The sequence below is a fragment of the Mesorhizobium sp. LSJC285A00 genome (assembly GCF_000503155.1).
Classification (GTDB): Bacteria; Pseudomonadota; Alphaproteobacteria; order Rhizobiales; family Rhizobiaceae; genus Mesorhizobium.
Genome location: NZ_AYVK01000054.1, coordinates 14008 through 30642, shown reverse-complemented (window position 1 = coordinate 30642; position 16635 = coordinate 14008). Strand labels below are relative to the sequence as shown.

18 protein-coding genes are annotated in these 16635 nt (G+C 63.0%); 6 read left to right on the top strand and 12 right to left on the bottom strand.

All coding sequences use genetic code 11. The features are described 5' to 3' along the window. Positions 1 to 5: 5 nt before the first annotated feature. Complete coding sequence (locus X726_RS139965) at positions 6 to 596, bottom strand: TetR/AcrR family transcriptional regulator (RefSeq protein WP_023673283.1); 591 nt, start codon at positions 594 to 596, stop codon at positions 6 to 8. Between the two features lie 123 nt (positions 597 to 719). On the opposite strand from X726_RS139965, the gene X726_RS139970 reads away from it, so the two are divergent. Together X726_RS139970 and X726_RS139975 are read left to right on the top strand one after the other, a co-directional pair. After that, complete coding sequence (locus tag X726_RS139970) at positions 720 to 1547, top strand: oxidoreductase (protein ID WP_023673282.1); 828 nt, start codon at positions 720 to 722, stop codon at positions 1545 to 1547. A 64-nt stretch (positions 1548 to 1611) separates the two neighbouring features. Further along, positions 1612 to 1908 carry a YciI family protein gene (locus X726_RS139975; protein WP_023673281.1) on the top strand — a complete coding sequence of 99 codons (297 nt, stop codon included), beginning with the start codon at positions 1612 to 1614 and terminating at the stop codon, positions 1906 to 1908. 142 nt (positions 1909 to 2050) lie between these two features. On the opposite strand, the gene X726_RS139980 is transcribed toward X726_RS139975, so the two are convergent. Beyond that, positions 2051 to 3427, bottom strand: a complete 1377-nt coding sequence (locus X726_RS139980; protein ID WP_023673280.1) for an adenylate/guanylate cyclase domain-containing protein — start codon at positions 3425 to 3427, stop codon at positions 2051 to 2053. A gap of 174 nt (positions 3428 to 3601) precedes the next feature. Continuing rightward, positions 3602 to 4402: a helix-turn-helix transcriptional regulator gene (locus X726_RS139985; protein WP_023673279.1), complete on the bottom strand. Its 801-nt coding sequence runs from the start codon at positions 4400 to 4402 to the stop codon at positions 3602 to 3604. A gap of 115 nt (positions 4403 to 4517) precedes the next feature. Between X726_RS139985 and X726_RS139990 the strand changes: the two genes are divergently transcribed. After that, the gene (locus tag X726_RS139990; protein WP_023673278.1) at positions 4518 to 5375 is read left to right on the top strand and encodes an SMP-30/gluconolactonase/LRE family protein; all 858 of its coding nucleotides are present in this window, start codon (positions 4518 to 4520) and stop codon (positions 5373 to 5375) included. Between the two features lie 18 nt (positions 5376 to 5393). On the opposite strand, the gene X726_RS139995 is transcribed toward X726_RS139990, so the two are convergent. The 4 genes from X726_RS139995 to X726_RS140010 all read right to left on the bottom strand — a co-directional run bounded on the left by X726_RS139995 (position 5394) and on the right by X726_RS140010 (position 8809). Next, the gene (locus X726_RS139995) at positions 5394 to 7115 is read right to left on the bottom strand and encodes a SulP family inorganic anion transporter (protein WP_023673277.1); all 1722 of its coding nucleotides are present in this window, start codon (positions 7113 to 7115) and stop codon (positions 5394 to 5396) included. Between the two features lie 79 nt (positions 7116 to 7194). Further along, on the bottom strand, positions 7195 to 7464 hold the full coding sequence (locus X726_RS140000) for a helix-turn-helix transcriptional regulator (protein ID WP_023673276.1): 270 nt from the start codon (positions 7462 to 7464) through the stop codon (positions 7195 to 7197). A gap of 288 nt (positions 7465 to 7752) precedes the next feature. Beyond that, the gene (locus X726_RS140005; protein WP_023673274.1) at positions 7753 to 8463 is read right to left on the bottom strand and encodes a phosphatase PAP2 family protein; all 711 of its coding nucleotides are present in this window, start codon (positions 8461 to 8463) and stop codon (positions 7753 to 7755) included. Between the two features lie 4 nt (positions 8464 to 8467). Continuing rightward, the gene (locus X726_RS140010) at positions 8468 to 8809 is read right to left on the bottom strand and encodes a hypothetical protein (protein WP_023673273.1); all 342 of its coding nucleotides are present in this window, start codon (positions 8807 to 8809) and stop codon (positions 8468 to 8470) included. Between the two features lie 240 nt (positions 8810 to 9049). Here X726_RS140010 and X726_RS140015 point away from each other — a divergent pair, with 240 nt between their 5' ends. Then, a complete protein-coding gene (locus X726_RS140015) occupies positions 9050 to 9274 on the top strand; it encodes a hypothetical protein (RefSeq protein ID WP_023673272.1) in 225 nt (74 codons plus the stop codon). A 15-nt stretch (positions 9275 to 9289) separates the two neighbouring features. Here X726_RS140015 and X726_RS140020 read toward each other — a convergent pair whose 3' ends face one another. From X726_RS140020 to X726_RS140030, 3 genes are all read right to left on the bottom strand, one after another. Further along, the gene (locus tag X726_RS140020; protein ID WP_023673271.1) at positions 9290 to 9970 is read right to left on the bottom strand and encodes a GNAT family N-acetyltransferase; all 681 of its coding nucleotides are present in this window, start codon (positions 9968 to 9970) and stop codon (positions 9290 to 9292) included. Further along, positions 9967 to 10452, bottom strand: coding sequence for a MarR family transcriptional regulator (locus tag X726_RS140025; protein WP_023673270.1), 486 nt, complete (start codon positions 10450 to 10452; stop codon positions 9967 to 9969). The genes X726_RS140020 and X726_RS140025 overlap by 4 nt, the downstream gene beginning before the upstream one ends. Positions 10453 to 10853: 401 nt before the next feature. After that, positions 10854 to 12056, bottom strand: coding sequence for an NAD(P)/FAD-dependent oxidoreductase (locus tag X726_RS140030; protein WP_156940727.1), 1203 nt, complete (start codon positions 12054 to 12056; stop codon positions 10854 to 10856). 133 nt (positions 12057 to 12189) lie between these two features. Here X726_RS140030 and X726_RS140035 point away from each other — a divergent pair, with 133 nt between their 5' ends. Next, positions 12190 to 13221 (top strand): phosphatidylglycerol lysyltransferase domain-containing protein, encoded by a 1032-nt coding sequence (locus X726_RS140035; RefSeq protein WP_023673268.1) that lies wholly within the window; start codon positions 12190 to 12192, stop codon positions 13219 to 13221. Positions 13222 to 13315: 94 nt separating this feature from the next. Here the strand turns inward: X726_RS140035 and X726_RS140040 are convergent, their stop codons facing one another. Then, entirely contained in the window at positions 13316 to 14077 is a 762-nt protein-coding gene (locus X726_RS140040) for an ABC transporter permease (protein WP_023736973.1), read from the bottom strand. Continuing rightward, positions 14074 to 15000, bottom strand: a complete 927-nt coding sequence (locus X726_RS140045; RefSeq protein WP_023681262.1) for an ABC transporter ATP-binding protein — start codon at positions 14998 to 15000, stop codon at positions 14074 to 14076. The genes X726_RS140040 and X726_RS140045 overlap by 4 nt, the downstream gene beginning before the upstream one ends. 269 nt (positions 15001 to 15269) lie before the next feature. Between X726_RS140045 and X726_RS140050 the strand changes: the two genes are divergently transcribed. Next, complete coding sequence (locus X726_RS140050; protein ID WP_023673265.1) at positions 15270 to 16631, top strand: cytochrome ubiquinol oxidase subunit I; 1362 nt, start codon at positions 15270 to 15272, stop codon at positions 16629 to 16631. Positions 16632 to 16635: the final 4 nt, after the last annotated feature.

Sequence of the window (16635 nt, the reverse complement as noted above, 5' to 3'; positions counted from 1 at the left end):
ACCATTCAAACCGGCGCCGATGGCGAGTGGCGCCCTATGAGATCATTCGAGACAGTGTCGATGATCTCAGCGGAAAGCGTCGGATCGGGCACGACGCGGGAGAGGATCACCGATCCGACCATTTCCGCTAGGAATGCGATCGCGGCACTCCGCTTCGCGGCCGGGTCGCTTCCCGGCAGGAGTGAAATGATCAACGCGACATAATTGCTGACGATGCTTCCGAAGAACGATCGAAGCGCTGGATCGTCGTGCCGGGCGGCATCGGCCGCCAGTGCGGTGAGGCTGCATCCGTGCCCCGGATTGTCGCGATGATGGTCCGAGATGTAGTGGCGCACGAGCGTCTCAAACGGAGTATCGGTCGAAGCGAGCCGGGCGGATAGATCGGCGCTCATGTCACTGAAGGCCCGCTGCATGGCCTGAACGATGAGGTCGTCCTTCGACTTGAATTGTCGGTAGAAGCCTCCGTGGGTAAGCCCGGCCGCGCTCATCAGATCGGCAATGCCGATCCCGTCGATCCCTTGTTCGCGGAAGAGCTTTGCGGCGGTATCGATGACCCGCTCTCGATTTAACTCGACCATCTCCTTGCTCACCTTCACGACCGCATCCTCTCCTATTGATGATAATCGACATATAAGACGTGGCGGAGGCGCTTGACAATGATTATGGCGGTCATTATCACCTAATGATTACGATCATAATCATTAGGCAGGAAAGTTGAGATGACACAAGTTCAGTCGCGCGCCGAGAAGATCGCGCTGATCACCGGCGCTTCGGGTGGCATCGGGCATGCGGCCGGACTTGCGCTCATCCGGGCGGGGTATCGCGTGTTCGGCACCAGCCGCCGAGCTGCGCCCAACGAAGTGCGTCAGGGCATTCACATGGTCCCTTGCGACGTCACCGATGATGGGTCCGTCAGAGACGCCATCAAGCAAGTTGTCGCCCTCGCCGGCCGGATCGACGTACTGGTAAACAATGCGGGCCGCAGCCTGATCGGCGGCGCCGAGGAATCATCGGTCGCTCAAGCCCAAAGCCTGTTCGACATAAATGTCTTCGGCATCGTTCGCATGACCAATGAAGTGCTGCCCATCATGCGCAGACAGGGCGAGGGCCGGATCATCAACATCAGTTCGGTGTCCGGTTTCCTGCCGGGGCCATTCACCGCCCTCTACACCGCCACCAAACACGCAGTCGAAGGATATTCCGAGTCGCTCGATCACGAACTTCGAACGTTCGGCATCAGGGTTTCCCTTGTCGAGCCCGCCTTCACCCGCACCGGACTGGAAGAGAACGCCGAACAGCCTGACCGGATTTCCGGCGTCTACGAACAGGGGCGCTCAGCCATGAATTCGACCTGGCGCAACAGAATCGCGAGCGGCGATCCGGTGGAAGCCGTGGCCGACAAAGTGGTACAGGCAGCCACCGAAAAGACGCCGAGCATGCGCTATACGCCTGGCAAAACGGCAGGCCGTCTTCGCTTCATGCGGCGCTTCGTGCCCGAAAACATGTTCGACAAGAGCTTCCGCAAGCAGATGGGCGTGGCCGATTGATCTAAAATCACGGCATCGCCAGGCCAGTCCGGCAGGCGAGCCTCCTTTCGCCGAGGAGCGACGAATGAAGTCCTATTTGTGCAAATATATTCCGCCGCGTTCCGACTTTCTGGCAACGATGACCACCGATGAGGAAGAGTGGATGAAGGAGCACGGAGCATTCCTGGATGACCTGCTTGAAAAGAGGCTTATCGTCGCGCACGGCCCCGTGATGGACCCGGCTGGCGGTTATGGGGTGTCGCTCTATCGGATTGCCGATGATCTGGACATAGAGGCGATCACCTCGGAGGACCCGATCGTGAAGAATGGCGCCGGGCACTACGAACACCATCCGATGCTGCATTTGAAAACGCACGGCTAACCATTTCGACCAAACCGCATCGATGCGGCAGCGAAAGTCGCTCTCGAACGGGCCAGCTTTGCGCACGCTGGCGGGCGCGATCCTGTCGAGGTTTCTGGCGTCCATCCTGCCGAGGTGCAGGCGTCTCACATGGCGGCCTGCATCACGCCGAAACCGCAATAGCGCCCTGGTTTTCGGCTCTGTGTTCGACCCAGACATGGACCGGTTCGTCCCGGCCGCGGATGCTAACCGGTCCATGATCGCGCGCATTCAGCTGTGTCCCGAGCGATTCCGCCTTCGCGGCCTCAATCAGTCGTGACCCAAAGCAAATATTCGCCTGAAGCTCCCGGCAGAGCGCCTGCAAACGGCTGGCGACGTTGACGGTGTCGCCCACCACCGCGAAGGACAGGTTGCGCTCGCTGCCGACCGCGCCGAGGACGACGGCGCCATATTGTGCACCGATCCGAACGTCCAGCGGCGGATATCCTCTGGACACACGCTGGACATTCCAGTCTTCGATAGCGGCGATCATCGCTTCAGCGCACCGGATGGCCCGGGTTGCGTCGTCATGGCTGGCTTGCGGAACCCCGAAGGTCGCCATGATGCAATCGCCGATATAGTTGTCGACGGTGCCATGGTGGTCGAAAACGACCTGCTCCATGCGACGGTGGAACTGACGCAGTAGTTCGAACACTGCTTCGGCCGGATGATCCTCGGAATAGTGTGTGAAGCCGACGATGTCGGCGAACAGCACCGCGATATCCTGCCGGCGGACCGGGCCGAAGGGCTCGTCATCCGTGGCGAGCTGGTCGACGACATTGGGCGAAAAATGCCGGGCGAGATTGGCGCGGGCGCGCTCCGCCTTGACATAGTCTTCCGACAGATGTCGGGAACGAGAGACGACCAGCGCCATGATCGCGCCGATAATCAGCACAACCAACACATTGGTCGCCTGCGCGAACGTATCGACGAAATTGGGGTTGAGATAGAGATTCAGTCGCTCTGTCATCGGCAGCGAATAGAGGTTCGTTGCCGGAATGACGGTTCCCGCATGAAAAACCACCCATCCCACCCCGATCGTCCACGTCAAGGCCGCGAGCGCGCCGAGATAGAGCGCCAATCGTGTCGAAAGGGTCAGCGCGCCAAGGCATACGAAAATCAGCAGGAATTTGAAGCTGCCCTCGCGCAGTTGCATCGCGGCCGGCGCGACCTCGAGGGAAAACGGGTTGGGCGTTACCAGCAGAACGGTCAACAGAATGATGTCCAGCGTACCGACGAGGTAACCGATCCACCATGGCGCGTTGCGACGGCGCGCAAAGCGAAACTGGATCAGGCCGACGAGTTGGAACAGCGCGAGGCCCGCCAGCACGAAGAGCAGCGAGGCATCCCAGCGGCTGATCAAGGAAAAGAAGCAGGAGATCACGGCGAGCGATGCCGTGCGCGCCCAGAACTGCAATGCAGCACCCTGGCGTTCTGCGCGCTCCCGCAAATTTTTCAGGCGCGAATAGCGGCGAAGTTCAAGTGTTGGCGCGGTCGGCATAGGATCACTTCGATTTTGCGGGGACGGTCACGCATTCGGCAAACCCGCCCCGTACAGTCTGGCAAATCAGCGCGCGAACTCTATCATGAATGTGGCTTCATTTTTGAAGCACCTCCGGACTGGAGCGCGACAAGCTCAGCCGCCAGATGCAATCCTGCTCGGATGATGGCCCAGTCAGGCCGGCAACGGGCGGCGTCCCTTTGCCGGAGCGGTGGGCCGGTCGGACGCACCGGCATCCCTGGGGTGCGGGCCGATCGGCATGATCGCCGGAAACGGGGTTGCGCCAAAAGCAAACGTCCATTTGTAGCCGGTCAGCCCGTCTTCCGGCGTCGTGTGCTGGTCGTGATGGGCGAGCAGTTTGGCGCGCTCGGCCAGTTCCTCCGCCTCGCGCTTCACCATCTCCGCCGTCTCCGGCCGCATCCGCCTGGAGAAAGAGACGAAGGTCGCTTCCCGCTCCAGATGGGTGATCGCCCAGCCGATGAAATTCTTGTTTGTCATCTCGAATAGCGGCCTGAGCGGCCCTTCGAAATTCCACTGGATCGGTGTGTCGACCAGCAGCCGTGCCGACAGCCCGCTGCCCAATGCGATCAGGCCGATCGCTTCGAGATCGCGCAGATAAAGGAACATCGAGGCTTCGCTCAAGCCTTGCGAGCGCATGACGCCTTCGGGCGTGAACTTCTCCGACAGCATGACGAAGATGAACAGCAGCGCCGGCCGTCCCGCGAGCTTGCGCTCGATCTCCGGCGCGATGCGATTGACCGGTCCCGGCCCCCGGTTCATCGACCCCAGCACGTTTTCCAGCTCGACGCCGGCGGCAGCGCAGATCCCGATGAGACGGTCGAGCTTGCAGTTGCGCTCGTGGAAGATGCGCTTCACCGTCGGCTCGGAAACGCCCATCCGCCCGGCAAGCTCACGATAGGTGACGCCCTTGGCCTTCAGCGTCCGCTTCAGCGCCTCGAAAATCAAGCCGTTCATGGAATGCACCTCTTTTGCGCCATTTCGTATCGGTTTCCGATACTAGCTCGAATCTTCCTTCCGGAAAAGTATCGAAACTCCTACCTCTCCGCCATCCATCACAGGAGACCTGGCCATGAAAACCCTCATCCCCTCTATTTGTCTCGCCGCCTTCGGTATCGCGCTCGTGCCTGCGGCCGAGGCCGCCGAACTCTGGCGCGCCTCGGGCTTCGAGCAACCCGAATCGGCGCTGTTCGATGCCGCCAACAATCGCATTATCGTCTCCAACATCGTCGGCAATCCCGGGGAGGCCGACGGCAACGGCTATCTCTCGGTGCTGTCGCTGGACGGCAAGGTCGTTAGCCGGCACTGGACCGCCGGCATGGATGCACCGAAGGGCTCGGCGATCTCTGGCGGCAAGCTCTACGTCGCCGACATCACCAAGGTGCGCATCGTCGATCTCGCCAGCGGCAAGCTCATCTCGACGATCGATGTGCCCGGCGCCGTTTTCCTCAATGACGTGACATCGGACAGTTCGGGCAAGGTTTATGTCACCGACATGCTGGCCGATGCGATCTACCGCATTGACGGCGACAAGCCGGAACTGTTCGTGAAGGATGCGAAGCTCGCCGCACCCAACGGCATCTTTGCCGATCGCGATCGGCTGATCGTGGCGTCCTGGGGCAAGGGCATCAAGCCGGACTTCAGCACTGCCGCGCCCGGGGGCCTGCTGTCGGTCGATCTCGCGACGAAAGCCGTGACGCCGCTGCCTGGCGCACAAAACTTTGCCGACCTCGACGGCGTCGTCGCCATCGGCGACAGCATCTACGCCACCGCCTTCATGACCGGCACGCTCTATCGGTACAAAGTCGGCGAGGCGCCGGAGGCTGTAGAGCAGTTCAAGCCGGGCAGCGCCGATATCGGCACAGACGGCACGCGGATTTTCGTGCCGCTGATGAACGAGGGCGAGATCGTGGTGCTGAGCCTGGACTGACGGCGCACATTTGCCCGCTCAGCCAACGGGCGCGGCTTTGAGTTGCGCCCGCGCATCCTTGATCGAAGCGGCAAAGGTCACCAGCGGGCGCTTGACGCCGTGGTTGATCAGCATGCGCCGTGTCTGCGGCGAGGCACCGGCGATGATGAAACGCACCCCTGCGCGCTTCGCCTTGTGCGCCGCGCCCTCGATGACATTGGCCGCGGTGGAATCGAAGAACGGCACCGCCGAACAATCGAGGATGAAGTTCTTGCGCTGGTCGGCGATGCGGTCGAGCACCGTGCCGACAGTCGAGGCGGCGCCGAAGAAGAAGGCGCCGGAGATGCGATAGACGACGGTGTCGGCGTCGCTTGCCTCGCTTGCATCGTAGGCGCAGCCGCTGCTGTCGGCGACATCGTCCTGCACCAGCGGCAAATCCGCCTCCACGGCGATCGACTTGGCCATACGGTCGATGAACAGGATCGAGCCTAGCGCGAAGCCGACGACGATGCCTTCGGTGAGGTCGCGGAAGACGACGATCAGGAAGGTTGCCATCAGCACCAGGGCATCGCCGCGCGAAGCGCGCAACAACGTGGCGAAGGCCTGCTTCTCGAACATGTTCCAGCAGACAACCGCCAGCACCCCGGCAAGGGCGGCAAGCGGGATGTAGCTGGCCAGCGGTGCGGCCACCAGCATGAAGACCAGCAGAAAAAGCGAATGCAGCATGCCGGAAACCGGCCCATGCGCGCCGGCCCGCACATTGGTGGCGGTGCGGGCGATGGTGCCGGTGGTGCAGATGCCGCCGAACAGGGCAGACGCGATGTTGGCAAAGCCTTGCGCCACCAGTTCGCAATTGGAACGGTGACGCCGCCCGGTCATGCCATCGGCGACCACGGCCGAGAGCAGCGATTCGATGGCACCGAGCAGCGCAAAAGCCACCGCATCCGGCAGCACCGCAATCGCCTTGTCGAGGTTGAGTCCCGGCAGTGCCGGCAACGGCAGGCTGCGCGGAATGCCGCCATAGCGCGTGCCGATCGTTTCCGCCGGCAGCGAAAGCAGCGCCACGACAAGGGAGGCCAGTCCGACGGCGATCAGCATGCCCGGCCAGCCGGGCCGCCAGCGCTTCACCCCGACGATGGTGGCGATGGTCAGCGCCGCCACCAGCGTTGCCGAGATATTGAGCGTGCCGGCCGCGTGGCCGATCGCCATCAGCTTCGGCAGCAGCGGCCCGGGCTCCGGCCCGGCAAGCCTCAGCCCGAACAGTTCCACGATCTGGCCGGAGAAGATGATGATCGAGATGCCGGCGGTGAAGCCGACCGTCACCGGGTAAGGGATGAATTTGATATAGGTTCCGAGCCGGAGATAGCCGATGGCGAGCAGGAAGATGCCGGCCATCATCGTCGCCAGCAGCAGTCCGTCGACGCCTTCGCGCTGCACCGTCGCCGCCACCAGCACGATGAAGGCGCCGGCCGGGCCGCCGATCTGGAAGCGGCTGCCGCCGAGCGCCGAGACGATGAAGCCGCCGACAATGGCGGTGAACAGGCCGCGCTCCGGCGTCACGCCCGAAGCAATCGCAATCGCCATCGACAGCGGCAACGCGACAATAGCGACGGTCAGCCCGGCCATGAAGTCGGCCTTGAACTGCGGCAGGCGGTAACCTTCGCGCCAGACCGTCACCAGCTTGGGCGTGAACAGCTCTGAAAATGTCGGCTTTGCCGACTTCTGGGCCGGTTGATGCACTGCCCGCCGGATCTGATCCATGGACTGCCTTCCGCTTGCGTGAAGGCGGCGGGATCGTCGGCAGGACTGTCGGCGGTCGCCGTCGCGACTATATGCCGGCTCAGCCTTGCGGGTTCGGCGGCGCGACCGGCTTGAGGCGCACGCCCCGGCCGCCGCGCTCGCTGGTCTGGTTCTCGCCGATGAGCTCCACCCCGGCCTCGTCGAGAGCCTGGATAACCTTCATCAGCGTATCGACCACACCCCTGACCACGCCGTCACTCGCTTCCATGCGCTGGATTGTCGGAAGCGAAACGCCGGCACGCTCGGCGAGTGTCTTCTGATCGATGCCGGCCAGCGCCCTCGCGGCGCGCATCTGGGCGGCAGTGATCATCGGTCGGAACCCCCGTCTGAGTCTGCGGAGACGACGTGTAATACAATCATAGTGATGTTTCAACCATCATAAAGCATACATGAAACATGATCTCCTCACAAAGCCGGATGGCGGGATACGGGATGAGCATGCTACGTTAACCGCCTTGGCTCTTATTGGCGGGGAAATATCAGTTGAAGATTTTCAGGACCTTGACGACGTCGGCAGCCTTGCTGTCGGCGGTTTTTCTGCTGGCAGGCTGCGGACACGGGCTGATCAACCGGCTGATTTGAATGTCGCTCCGGATCGTCAGTCTTCGGGCTCGTTGCCACCGGCCACCGCCTTGTTCCGCTGCAGCATTCGCGCCGCCAGCCAGCACAGCGTCGCCCAGGTGAAGCCGGCGCACCATCCCGCCAGCACGTCGGAAGGCCAGTGGACGCCGAGATAGACGCGGCTGACGCCGACCAGCAGCGTTACCAGCACCGCCAGGCTGAGGACATAGATTTTCGTCGTTCGTCCCGGCAGGAAGCGCGCTGCCAGCGAGCCCAGCGTGAGATAGGTCACCGCCGACAGCATGGCGTGGCCGCTGGGAAACGACAGCGACGTCTCGTTGGCCAGGTGCGAGACAAGATCGGGGCGCGGCCGGTCGATGCCGGCCTTGAGCAAGGTCGACAGCAGCTGCCCGCCAGCCACCGCGACAAAGATCAGCAGCGCCGTCCTCGGCCTACGGATCAGCAGGAAATAGACGATCACCGCCGTTACGATCAGCACCAGCACGCTGGAGCTGCCGAGGCTGGTGATGTCGCGCATCGCGCCTTCCAGCCATGCCGGGCCGACGGGAACATCCGGCTGACCCACTTTTCGGAAAGCAAGCAGGATCTCAGTATCGAAAGCGTGCGGCGTGGTGGCCCGCGCCACCTCCATCAGTTCCTCGAAGCCCCACAGCCCGGCGGCTATCACCAGCCCGGCCAGCAGCACCGGAAATTCAAGCCAGTTGGTGAACGCACGCGGGGTCTTCATCGGATTACAGTCGCCCCTGCAGGTAAGGCCCGAGCGAGATCAGCACCACCGCCGCGATGGCCAGCACGATGCCGGTCGCCTGCAAGGCATTGACGCGTTCGCCGAAGAACACCAGCGCCACCACATTGACCGCCACCAGCTGGATCACCGCCGACAGGCTGAACGACACCGACATGCCGAACTCACGAACCAGCCGCAGCATCATCAGATTGCCCGCCGTATACAGCGCCAGTGTCAGCACGATCTTGCCAAGGCTTGGCGCCAGCCCCCATTGCTTGGCCGCGATTGCCGCCAGCAGGAAAATCACCGTCGAAACGACGAGCTGCGCCAGTCCCCAGAAACTCACTTTTGTGCCTCGCTGTCGTTTGTGGCAGCCCTTGTTTCGCAAGCGTGGCGGCACGTCAAGCAGACTGCGGCGGAACAGGCCCGACGATGACGAGAGGTGGCTGAATGAATGGCAGCACGATCGCGGTCTGATTGCAACGCTCGGGCCGGATTAACGCAAACCCAGGCAGCTGCCCACCCAAGCCCCGGAAAAGAATGGACATTTAAACATGGCGCCCTACCTCTTCTGGAGGAGAGTGCCATGCCAAAGTCCGTCTATGACCGTGGCCTGCTGAAACCCGACGACATCGCCAGGCTGCAACGCGTGTTCGACGAAGCCTGCCGCAGGCGCGACGTGCATCCCGATTCGGCGGAGGCGCGGGAGATCGCGCTGAACCTGCTTGCGCTGCACAATGCCGGGATGGTCGAGGAAGATATGCTTATGGAAACCGTGGGTTTCCGCAGGCTGGAGCCGAAATCAGCCTGAGGCCCGCAAGGCGGCCTATCCGGCGCGCTGCACGACGGCCACATTCATCTCTGCCCTCAGCCTGAAGCCGATGGACTCGTACAACCGGACCGCGCCGGCATTGCTGGCATAGGCATGCAGGTAGGGAACTTCGCCGCGCGCAAAAATTCGGTTGGCCACGAACACCGACAGCAGCCGGCCGAGGCCGCTGCCGCGAAATTCGGGATGCGAGCAGACGCCGCTGAGTTCGCTGTAGCCGGGCTGCTTCATGCGCTCGCCGGCCATCGCCGCCAGCCGGCCGCCGATCTTCACGCCCCAGAACTCGCCGAGGCTCAGCGCCTTGAGCGTGAACGGGCCGGGCTTGGTCAGTGACGCCAAAGCAAGCATCTCGGCCGCGTCGTCCTGCGTCAGCTGCTGCACACGCTCGTCCGACACGGAAGGCAATGGCGCCTCGGCAACCATCTGAACGCCGAAGGCGGTCACGGTCGCGGTCAGTTCCGGCGGCAAGGCAATGGGGTCCGCCTGGAGCATGAACACGCTCTCACCTGCAGGAATGAGGCATGCGAGCGCCTGCAGGCTCTCAGCGCCGTCTGCCCCGGAAGCCGCGAAGGGGACGATTGAGGAGGGATAGCGCCTGGCGAGCCTGTCGCCATACGCAAAGATCCGATGCCGCGTGTCGAGCGCGCTCCAGACCGGACGATCGAGGACATGGCTCATGGCGCAGCATCCTGTTTCACACGACGGTCGAGCGGGGCCGCGGCCAGGCCGTCCTCTATTGCCGAGAGTTGTTCGAGAAGCGGCCCTGCAAGGCCTTTGCACAAGTCGGCAACGGCGTTCTCGATGCGCGGCCAAACGTCCCTCTTCGCCTTATCGACCAGGCGCTGGCCCTTCGCGGTCAGCGAGATCATCCTGCGGCGCTGGTCGTCGTTCGATGGCGCGGCCTCGACCAGCCCCAACTCGGCCAGCAGCGCCACGCTGCGCGTCACCCCCGGCTGGGTGATCCCCAGTGACTGCGCCAGCTCGCCGACAGGCAGCGGCCCGAGCCGGTCCAGCGCGGCCAGCAGAGGATACTGGCTGGACTGCACCGGCACCTCCAGCCCATCGAGCATGCGCTGCGTATCGGCCTGCAACTGCTCGCCGATGCGCTTCAGCCTGCTGCCGAGGGTGAGGTAGCCAAGGGATCGAATGATGTCTTCCATGGGTGTCCGTCTGTTGGATAACTATAACATCTTATATAACAAGGCAATGAACGAGTTCAAGCGCCTGCTTTGGAGGTTGGCCGCAAGCATCTCAACGTCGTCATCCTTGGGCGAAGCAGGAGCGAAGCTCCGTCGCGGAGACCCAGGATCTATGCCGGCACCTTGGCCATGGAAGCAGCGGAGCAGAACCTGCAACGCAGCGTAGCTCAGAAGTCACGGTATGGATCCTCGGTCTGCGCCGCGTCGCTACGCTCCTTGCTTCGCCCGTGGATGACGACAGGATGGCCGTTTCAGCCAATTGCCAGGATATTCGATCCCGTCTTGCAGATGCGTTGAACCACCAGTCCGCACCACAGCAGCAGCCCGAAGTGCGCGGTGGTTCTCCGTCCAGAAGCGCTCGTCTACAACCCCTTGGCGATCTGACGGGCAATTGCTTCGGCCTGCAGGCCGGCGCTGTGAAAATAGCTGGTCAGGCTTGGCCGCATGCCGATGAACCACAGGCCGGGCTGGCCGCTCGGGGTGCCGCCATTGGCCTTCGGCACGCCCTTGGCGTCGAGCACGCCGAGATCGCCCAGCATGGCCTCCAAGCCGGTGCGATAGCCGGTTGCCGCGATCACTACATCCGGCTCGAGCACCGTGCCGTCGTTCAGCCGCACGCCGGCGCCTTCGAAAGCCGCCACCGGCGCCACCACCGAAATCCGTCCGGCCTTCATTCCTGCGACGGCGCCGTCGTCGACGGCGATAGCGATCTGCTCGACGCCGAGCCGGCTGGCGCCGCCTTTCGGCGCCGGCGGCAGGCCGAAGCGGGCGAGGTCGCCGAACACCAGCCGCTGCGTCGCGGCAATCGCGGCATCGGCAATCCACGTCGGCAGCATCGCCATGAAACCGCCGAAGCGCGCCACGGCGACCTTGCCGATCCGTTTCGGCATCAGCGACGGACCCTGCCTGGCTGACAAGCAGATGGCCTTGGTGTCGGCGCGGGCGAGGTGGTTGAGCACGTCGAAGCCGGAATTTCCGGCTCCGACCACCAGCACGCTTTTGCCCACATAGTCCTGTGCTGTGCCGAAATCGGCGGCGTGGCTAAGTTTGCCGGTGAAAGTCGCCTTGCCTTGCCAGTCCGGCGTCCATGGCAAGCGGTCGCGGCCGGTGGCGACGGTGACATTGCGGGCGCTCAGCGTTTCCCGGCCCGTATGGACGAGCCAGCCATTGCCTCTGCGTTCGATCCGCTCGACGGCGGTGCCGAATTCGACCCTTATGCCGCGCGCGCGGGCAAAATCCTCGAGATAACCGACGATGGAATCCTTGTTCGGAAAGGCGGCGGTGCGGGGCGGATAGGCAAGGCCGGGCAGGGTCGACAGCGCGCGATGCGTGTTTAGGGTCAGCTTCTCGTGCCGCCGTCGCCACGGTTCGGCGATCCGCGGCTCCTTTTCAAGCACGACGACCCGCACGCCGCGCCGGCCAAGCGCGTCGGCGGCCGCCAGCCCCGCCGCTCCGGCGCCGATGACGATAACCGTATAGTCGGGTCCTTTCGGCCCCAGGACGATAGGCATCGTTTCGCTTGTCGTAGCCGCCATTCGGTCGAGATTTCCTTTCAGGTGCGCCATGGGGACCCGTCCTATATGGCACGTCCCATATGGCACAGGGGCGATATGATCGATAATGAGGTCGCGTCAATGCGACTGATTCGAGGCTTTGGGGGCAAGCCTCTGTTTATCATCGGCACGCGGAAGCTCGACCATGCCCTCCTTGCGCATCTTTCTCGACAGACTGCTGGAGGGCGCCGCAGCCAAGGTGCCGCGCCAGGATTTTTCGCATGTCGAGCGGCTGGCGCTTGTCCGCCGGCACGGCGACTTCTCGCTGGCCTATTCGACCGCCGTGCAGCAAAAACTGTCCTATTTCGGCGACGCCGACGGCTACATCGCCTTCGGCACCAAGATGAAGCACCATTTCGCGCTCGGTGACCCGGTCGCCCATCCGGCCGATCGGCCCGACTATATCAGGCGCTTTGTCGAAGCCGCCGACAGCCCGTGGTTCGTGCAGATCGGCGAACCGACGGCGCGCGTTCTGGCAGGGCTCGGCTACCAGGTCAACCGCCTCGGCGTCGACACGCGGCTGGAGCTGCCGGCTCACGATTTTTCCGGCAAGCGCAACGAAACCGTGCGCTATTCCGAACGCTGGCTCTTGAAGAAGGGGTTTTCCTTTGGCGAAGGAGCGGTCTATCTCGACGAGGTCCAGCGCCTGTCACAGAACTGGCGGGCCGACCGCATCGTCAAGCGCTGGGAGATGGCGTTCCTCAACCGCCCCTTTGCCGATCATCTCGGCATCGATATGCGCCGTTTCGTGCTCTACAGCCCGGAAGGCGAGCTCGTCGCTCTGCTCGATTTCGATCCGATGTTCCGGGATGGCAAGGTGATCGGCTATACCACCTCGTTCAAGCGCAAGCACATCGATGCCTCGCCGCATGCCGAAATCGGGCTGACCAAATTCGCCGTCGACCGGTTTCGCAATGAGGGCATTTCGGTCGTCACGCTCGGCCTGTCGCCGATGCTCGATGTCGGAGCCAACAGCTTTGCCGAATCGAGCTTCTGGCGCAACGCCTTCGAGCGGGCCTATGAGTCGCCCTGGGTCAACCGCAGCAAGTTCAACCTCAAGGGCCAGGCGGCGTTCAAGCGCCGCTTCCATGGCGTCGAAGAACCGACCTACATCGCCTTCCGCGAGGGCAGGCTGATCGAGATGCTGGGGTTGCTGCGCCTCATCAAGGCGATCTAGCAAGAAGCGTGGCGGCCAACGTGGCCAATTTGCCCCCAGGAAAACTGTTGATTTGACCGGCGCATGGGCGACCGCCTGATTTAGAGTGGCAGGGTCAGTTGCGCAGCCGGTAGCCGGTGCGGAAGATCCAGGCGACGATGGTGATGCAGATGGCGAGGAACACGACCGTCATGCCGAGGCTGACGGCGACCGAGACATCGGACTTGCCGTAAAAGCTCCAGCGGAAACCGCTGATCAGGTAGACGACCGGGTTGAACAGCGTCACCGTGCGCCAGGTCTCGGGCAGCATGTTGATCGAATAGAAGCTGCCGCCGAGGAAGGTCAGCGGCGTGATGATCAACAGTGGCACCAGCTGCAATTGCTCGAAGCTTTTCGCCCATATGCCGATGATGAAGCCGAACAGGCTGAAGGTCACCGCCGTCAACACAAGGAAGGCCAGCATCCAGAACGGATGCTGGATGGTGAGCGGCACGAACAGCGAGGCCGTCGCCAGGATGATCAGGCCGAGGATGATCGACTTGGTCGCGGCGCCGCCGACATAGGCGATGACGATCTCCAGATACGACACCGGCGCCGACAGGAGCTCGTAGATGGAGCCGACGAATTTCGGGAAATAGATGGCAAAGGAGGCGTTGGAGATCGACTGCGTCAACAGTGAGAGCATGATCAGGCCGGGCACGATGAAGGCGCCGTAGCTGATGCCGTCGATCTCGGTGATGCGCGAGCCGATGGCCGAGCCGAAGACGACGAAATAAAGCGATGTCGAGATCACCGGCGAGACGATGCTCTGCAGCACGGTGCGGAACGCACGCGCCATCTCGACCCGGTAGATCGCCCATACTGCTCGCCAATTCATGGCTCTTGCCTCAACAGATTGACGAAGATCTCCTCGAGCGAGCTGTTTTGCGTGTCCATGTCGCGGAACTGGATGCCGGCCGTCTCGAGTTCGCGCAGCAGCGATGCGACGCCGGGGCGTTCGCTCTGGTTGTCATAGGTGTAGGTCAGCTGTGTGCCATCGCCCGACAGCTCCAAAGCGTAGTGCGAGAATGCATCGGGAATGGCGGTGAGCGGGTTGCGCAATTCCACGATCAGGCGCTTGCGGCCGAGCTTGCGCATCAGTTCGGCCTTGCCCTCGACCAGGATGATCTCGCCGCGGTTGATGACACCGACACGGTCGGCCATCGCCTCGGCCTCTTCGATATAGTGCGTGGTGAGGATGATGGTGACGCCGTCGTCGCGCAGCCGTCGCACCATCGCCCACATGTCCTGGCGCAGTTCGACGTCGACGCCGGCCGTGGGTTCGTCGAGGAACAGGATGCGCGGCTCATGTGACAGCGCCTTTGCAATCATCAGCCGCCGCTTCATGCCGCCCGACAGCGTGATCGCCTTGGCGTCCTTCTTGTCCCACAACGACAAGTCGCGCAGCACCTTTTCGACGAAGCCCGGATTGGGCGGCTTGCCAAACAGGCCGCGGCTGTAGGTGACGGTTGCCCAGACGCTCTCGAACGCGTCGATGGTCAGCTCCTGCGGCACCAGCCCGATCAGGCTGCGCGCGGCGCGGTAGTCTCGGTTGATGTCGTGGCCGTCGACGGTCACCGTTCCCGACGAACGGTTGACGATGCCGCAGACGATCGAGATCAGCGTCGTCTTGCCGGCGCCGTTCGGCCCCAGCAGCGCGAAAATCTCGCCGCGTTCGATGTCGAGGTTGATTTCCTTCAGCGCCTTGAAGCCGGTGGCGTAGGTCTTGGTGACCCCGGCAATCGAAATGATGGAAGGCAAATTCGTGGAAGACATGAGGCCGAAAACGACTGTTTGAAAGAGGCGGGGATTATTATTGCGCTGAATGTCGGTGTGCAGGCTCGGAAGTCAATGCCGCTGCTGACAATTGTGGACAAACGTTCCCCTTTTGCCGTTTCGTCATGGGGGTGTCGGGCGCTGACGGTTTGATACGATCTGCTGCGACAACGCGCCCCGCGTGACGCCAAGCCGCTTTGACCGAACCGCATCCGCCGCCTATTCTGCGCCAACAAACAGCAGCCGGAGCCCGCATGGACCCGCTCATCCTGTCGCGAATGCAGTTCGGGGCGAATATCTCGTTCCACATCCTGTTTCCGACCATCACGATTGCGCTTGGCTGGGTGCTGCTGTTCTTCAAGCTCCGCTACAACGCCACCGGCGATTCCGCCTGGATGCGCGCCTATTTCACCTGGGTAAAGGTGTTCGCGCTGTCCTTCGCCATGGGCGTGGTCTCGGGCGTCACCATGAGCTTCCAGTTCGGCACCAACTGGCCGGGCTATATGGAGCATGTAGGCAACATCGCCGGGCCGCTGCTTGCCTACGAGATCCTCACCGCCTTCTTCCTCGAAGCGGCCTTCCTCGGCATCATGCTGTTCGGCTTCCGCCGCGTCTCCAACCGCGTCCACACGCTGGCGACGGTGTTGGTCGCCGGCGGCACCACGCTGTCGGCCTTCTGGATCATTGCGCTGAACTCCTGGATGCAGACGCCGGCCGGCTTCGAGATGATCGACGGCAAGGCGCATCCCGTCGACTGGTGGGCGATCGTCTTCAACCCGTCCATGCCCTACCGTCTGACGCATATGCTGCTTGCCTCCGGCCTGACGGTGTCGTTCCTGATCGCCGGCCTGTCGGCGCTGCGCTACCTCACCGGCGACCGGTCGGAATCGATGTGGAAGGCGCTGCGCACCGGCGTCTTCACCGCCGCCATCCTGATCCCGATCCAGATCTTTGCCGGCGACCAGCACGGGCTGAATACGCTGGAGCACCAGCCGCAGAAGATCGCCGCCATGGAGGCGAACTGGAACACCGGCCCCAACGTGCCGCTGGTGCTGTTTGCGCTGCCCGACGAGGCGGCGAAGGAAAACAAATTCGAGATCGCCATTCCCGACGGCGCCAGCCTGGTGCTGCGCCACGCCACCAGCGGTATCGTTCCGGGGCTCAACGACTACCCCGGCCTGCACCCGCCGGTGTTCCCAGTGTTCTGGGGCTTCCGCATCATGGTCGGCACCGGCATTTTGATGCTCATCGTCTCGTGGTCGGCGACCTTCTTCCTCAAGCGCCGGCACAGCCTGCCGAGGCCGCTGGCCATGCTGATGGTGCCGATGGCGCTCTCCGGCTGGCTGGCGACGCTCGCCGGCTGGTACACCACCGAAATCGGCCGCCAGCCCTGGCTGGTCACCGGCGTGCTGAAAACCGCCGACGCTATCGGCCCGGTCGCCGGCAGCCATGTCGCGCTGACGCTCGCCATCTATCTCATCCTCTATGTGCTGCTGTTGATCGCCTATCTCGGCGTGCTGGTGCACCTGGCGCTGAAGGCCGCCAAGGACGGCGATACCTCGCCGCTGCCGGGCGTGATGAAGACGGCGATGTCGCAACCGGCCGCAGCGGAGTGAGGAA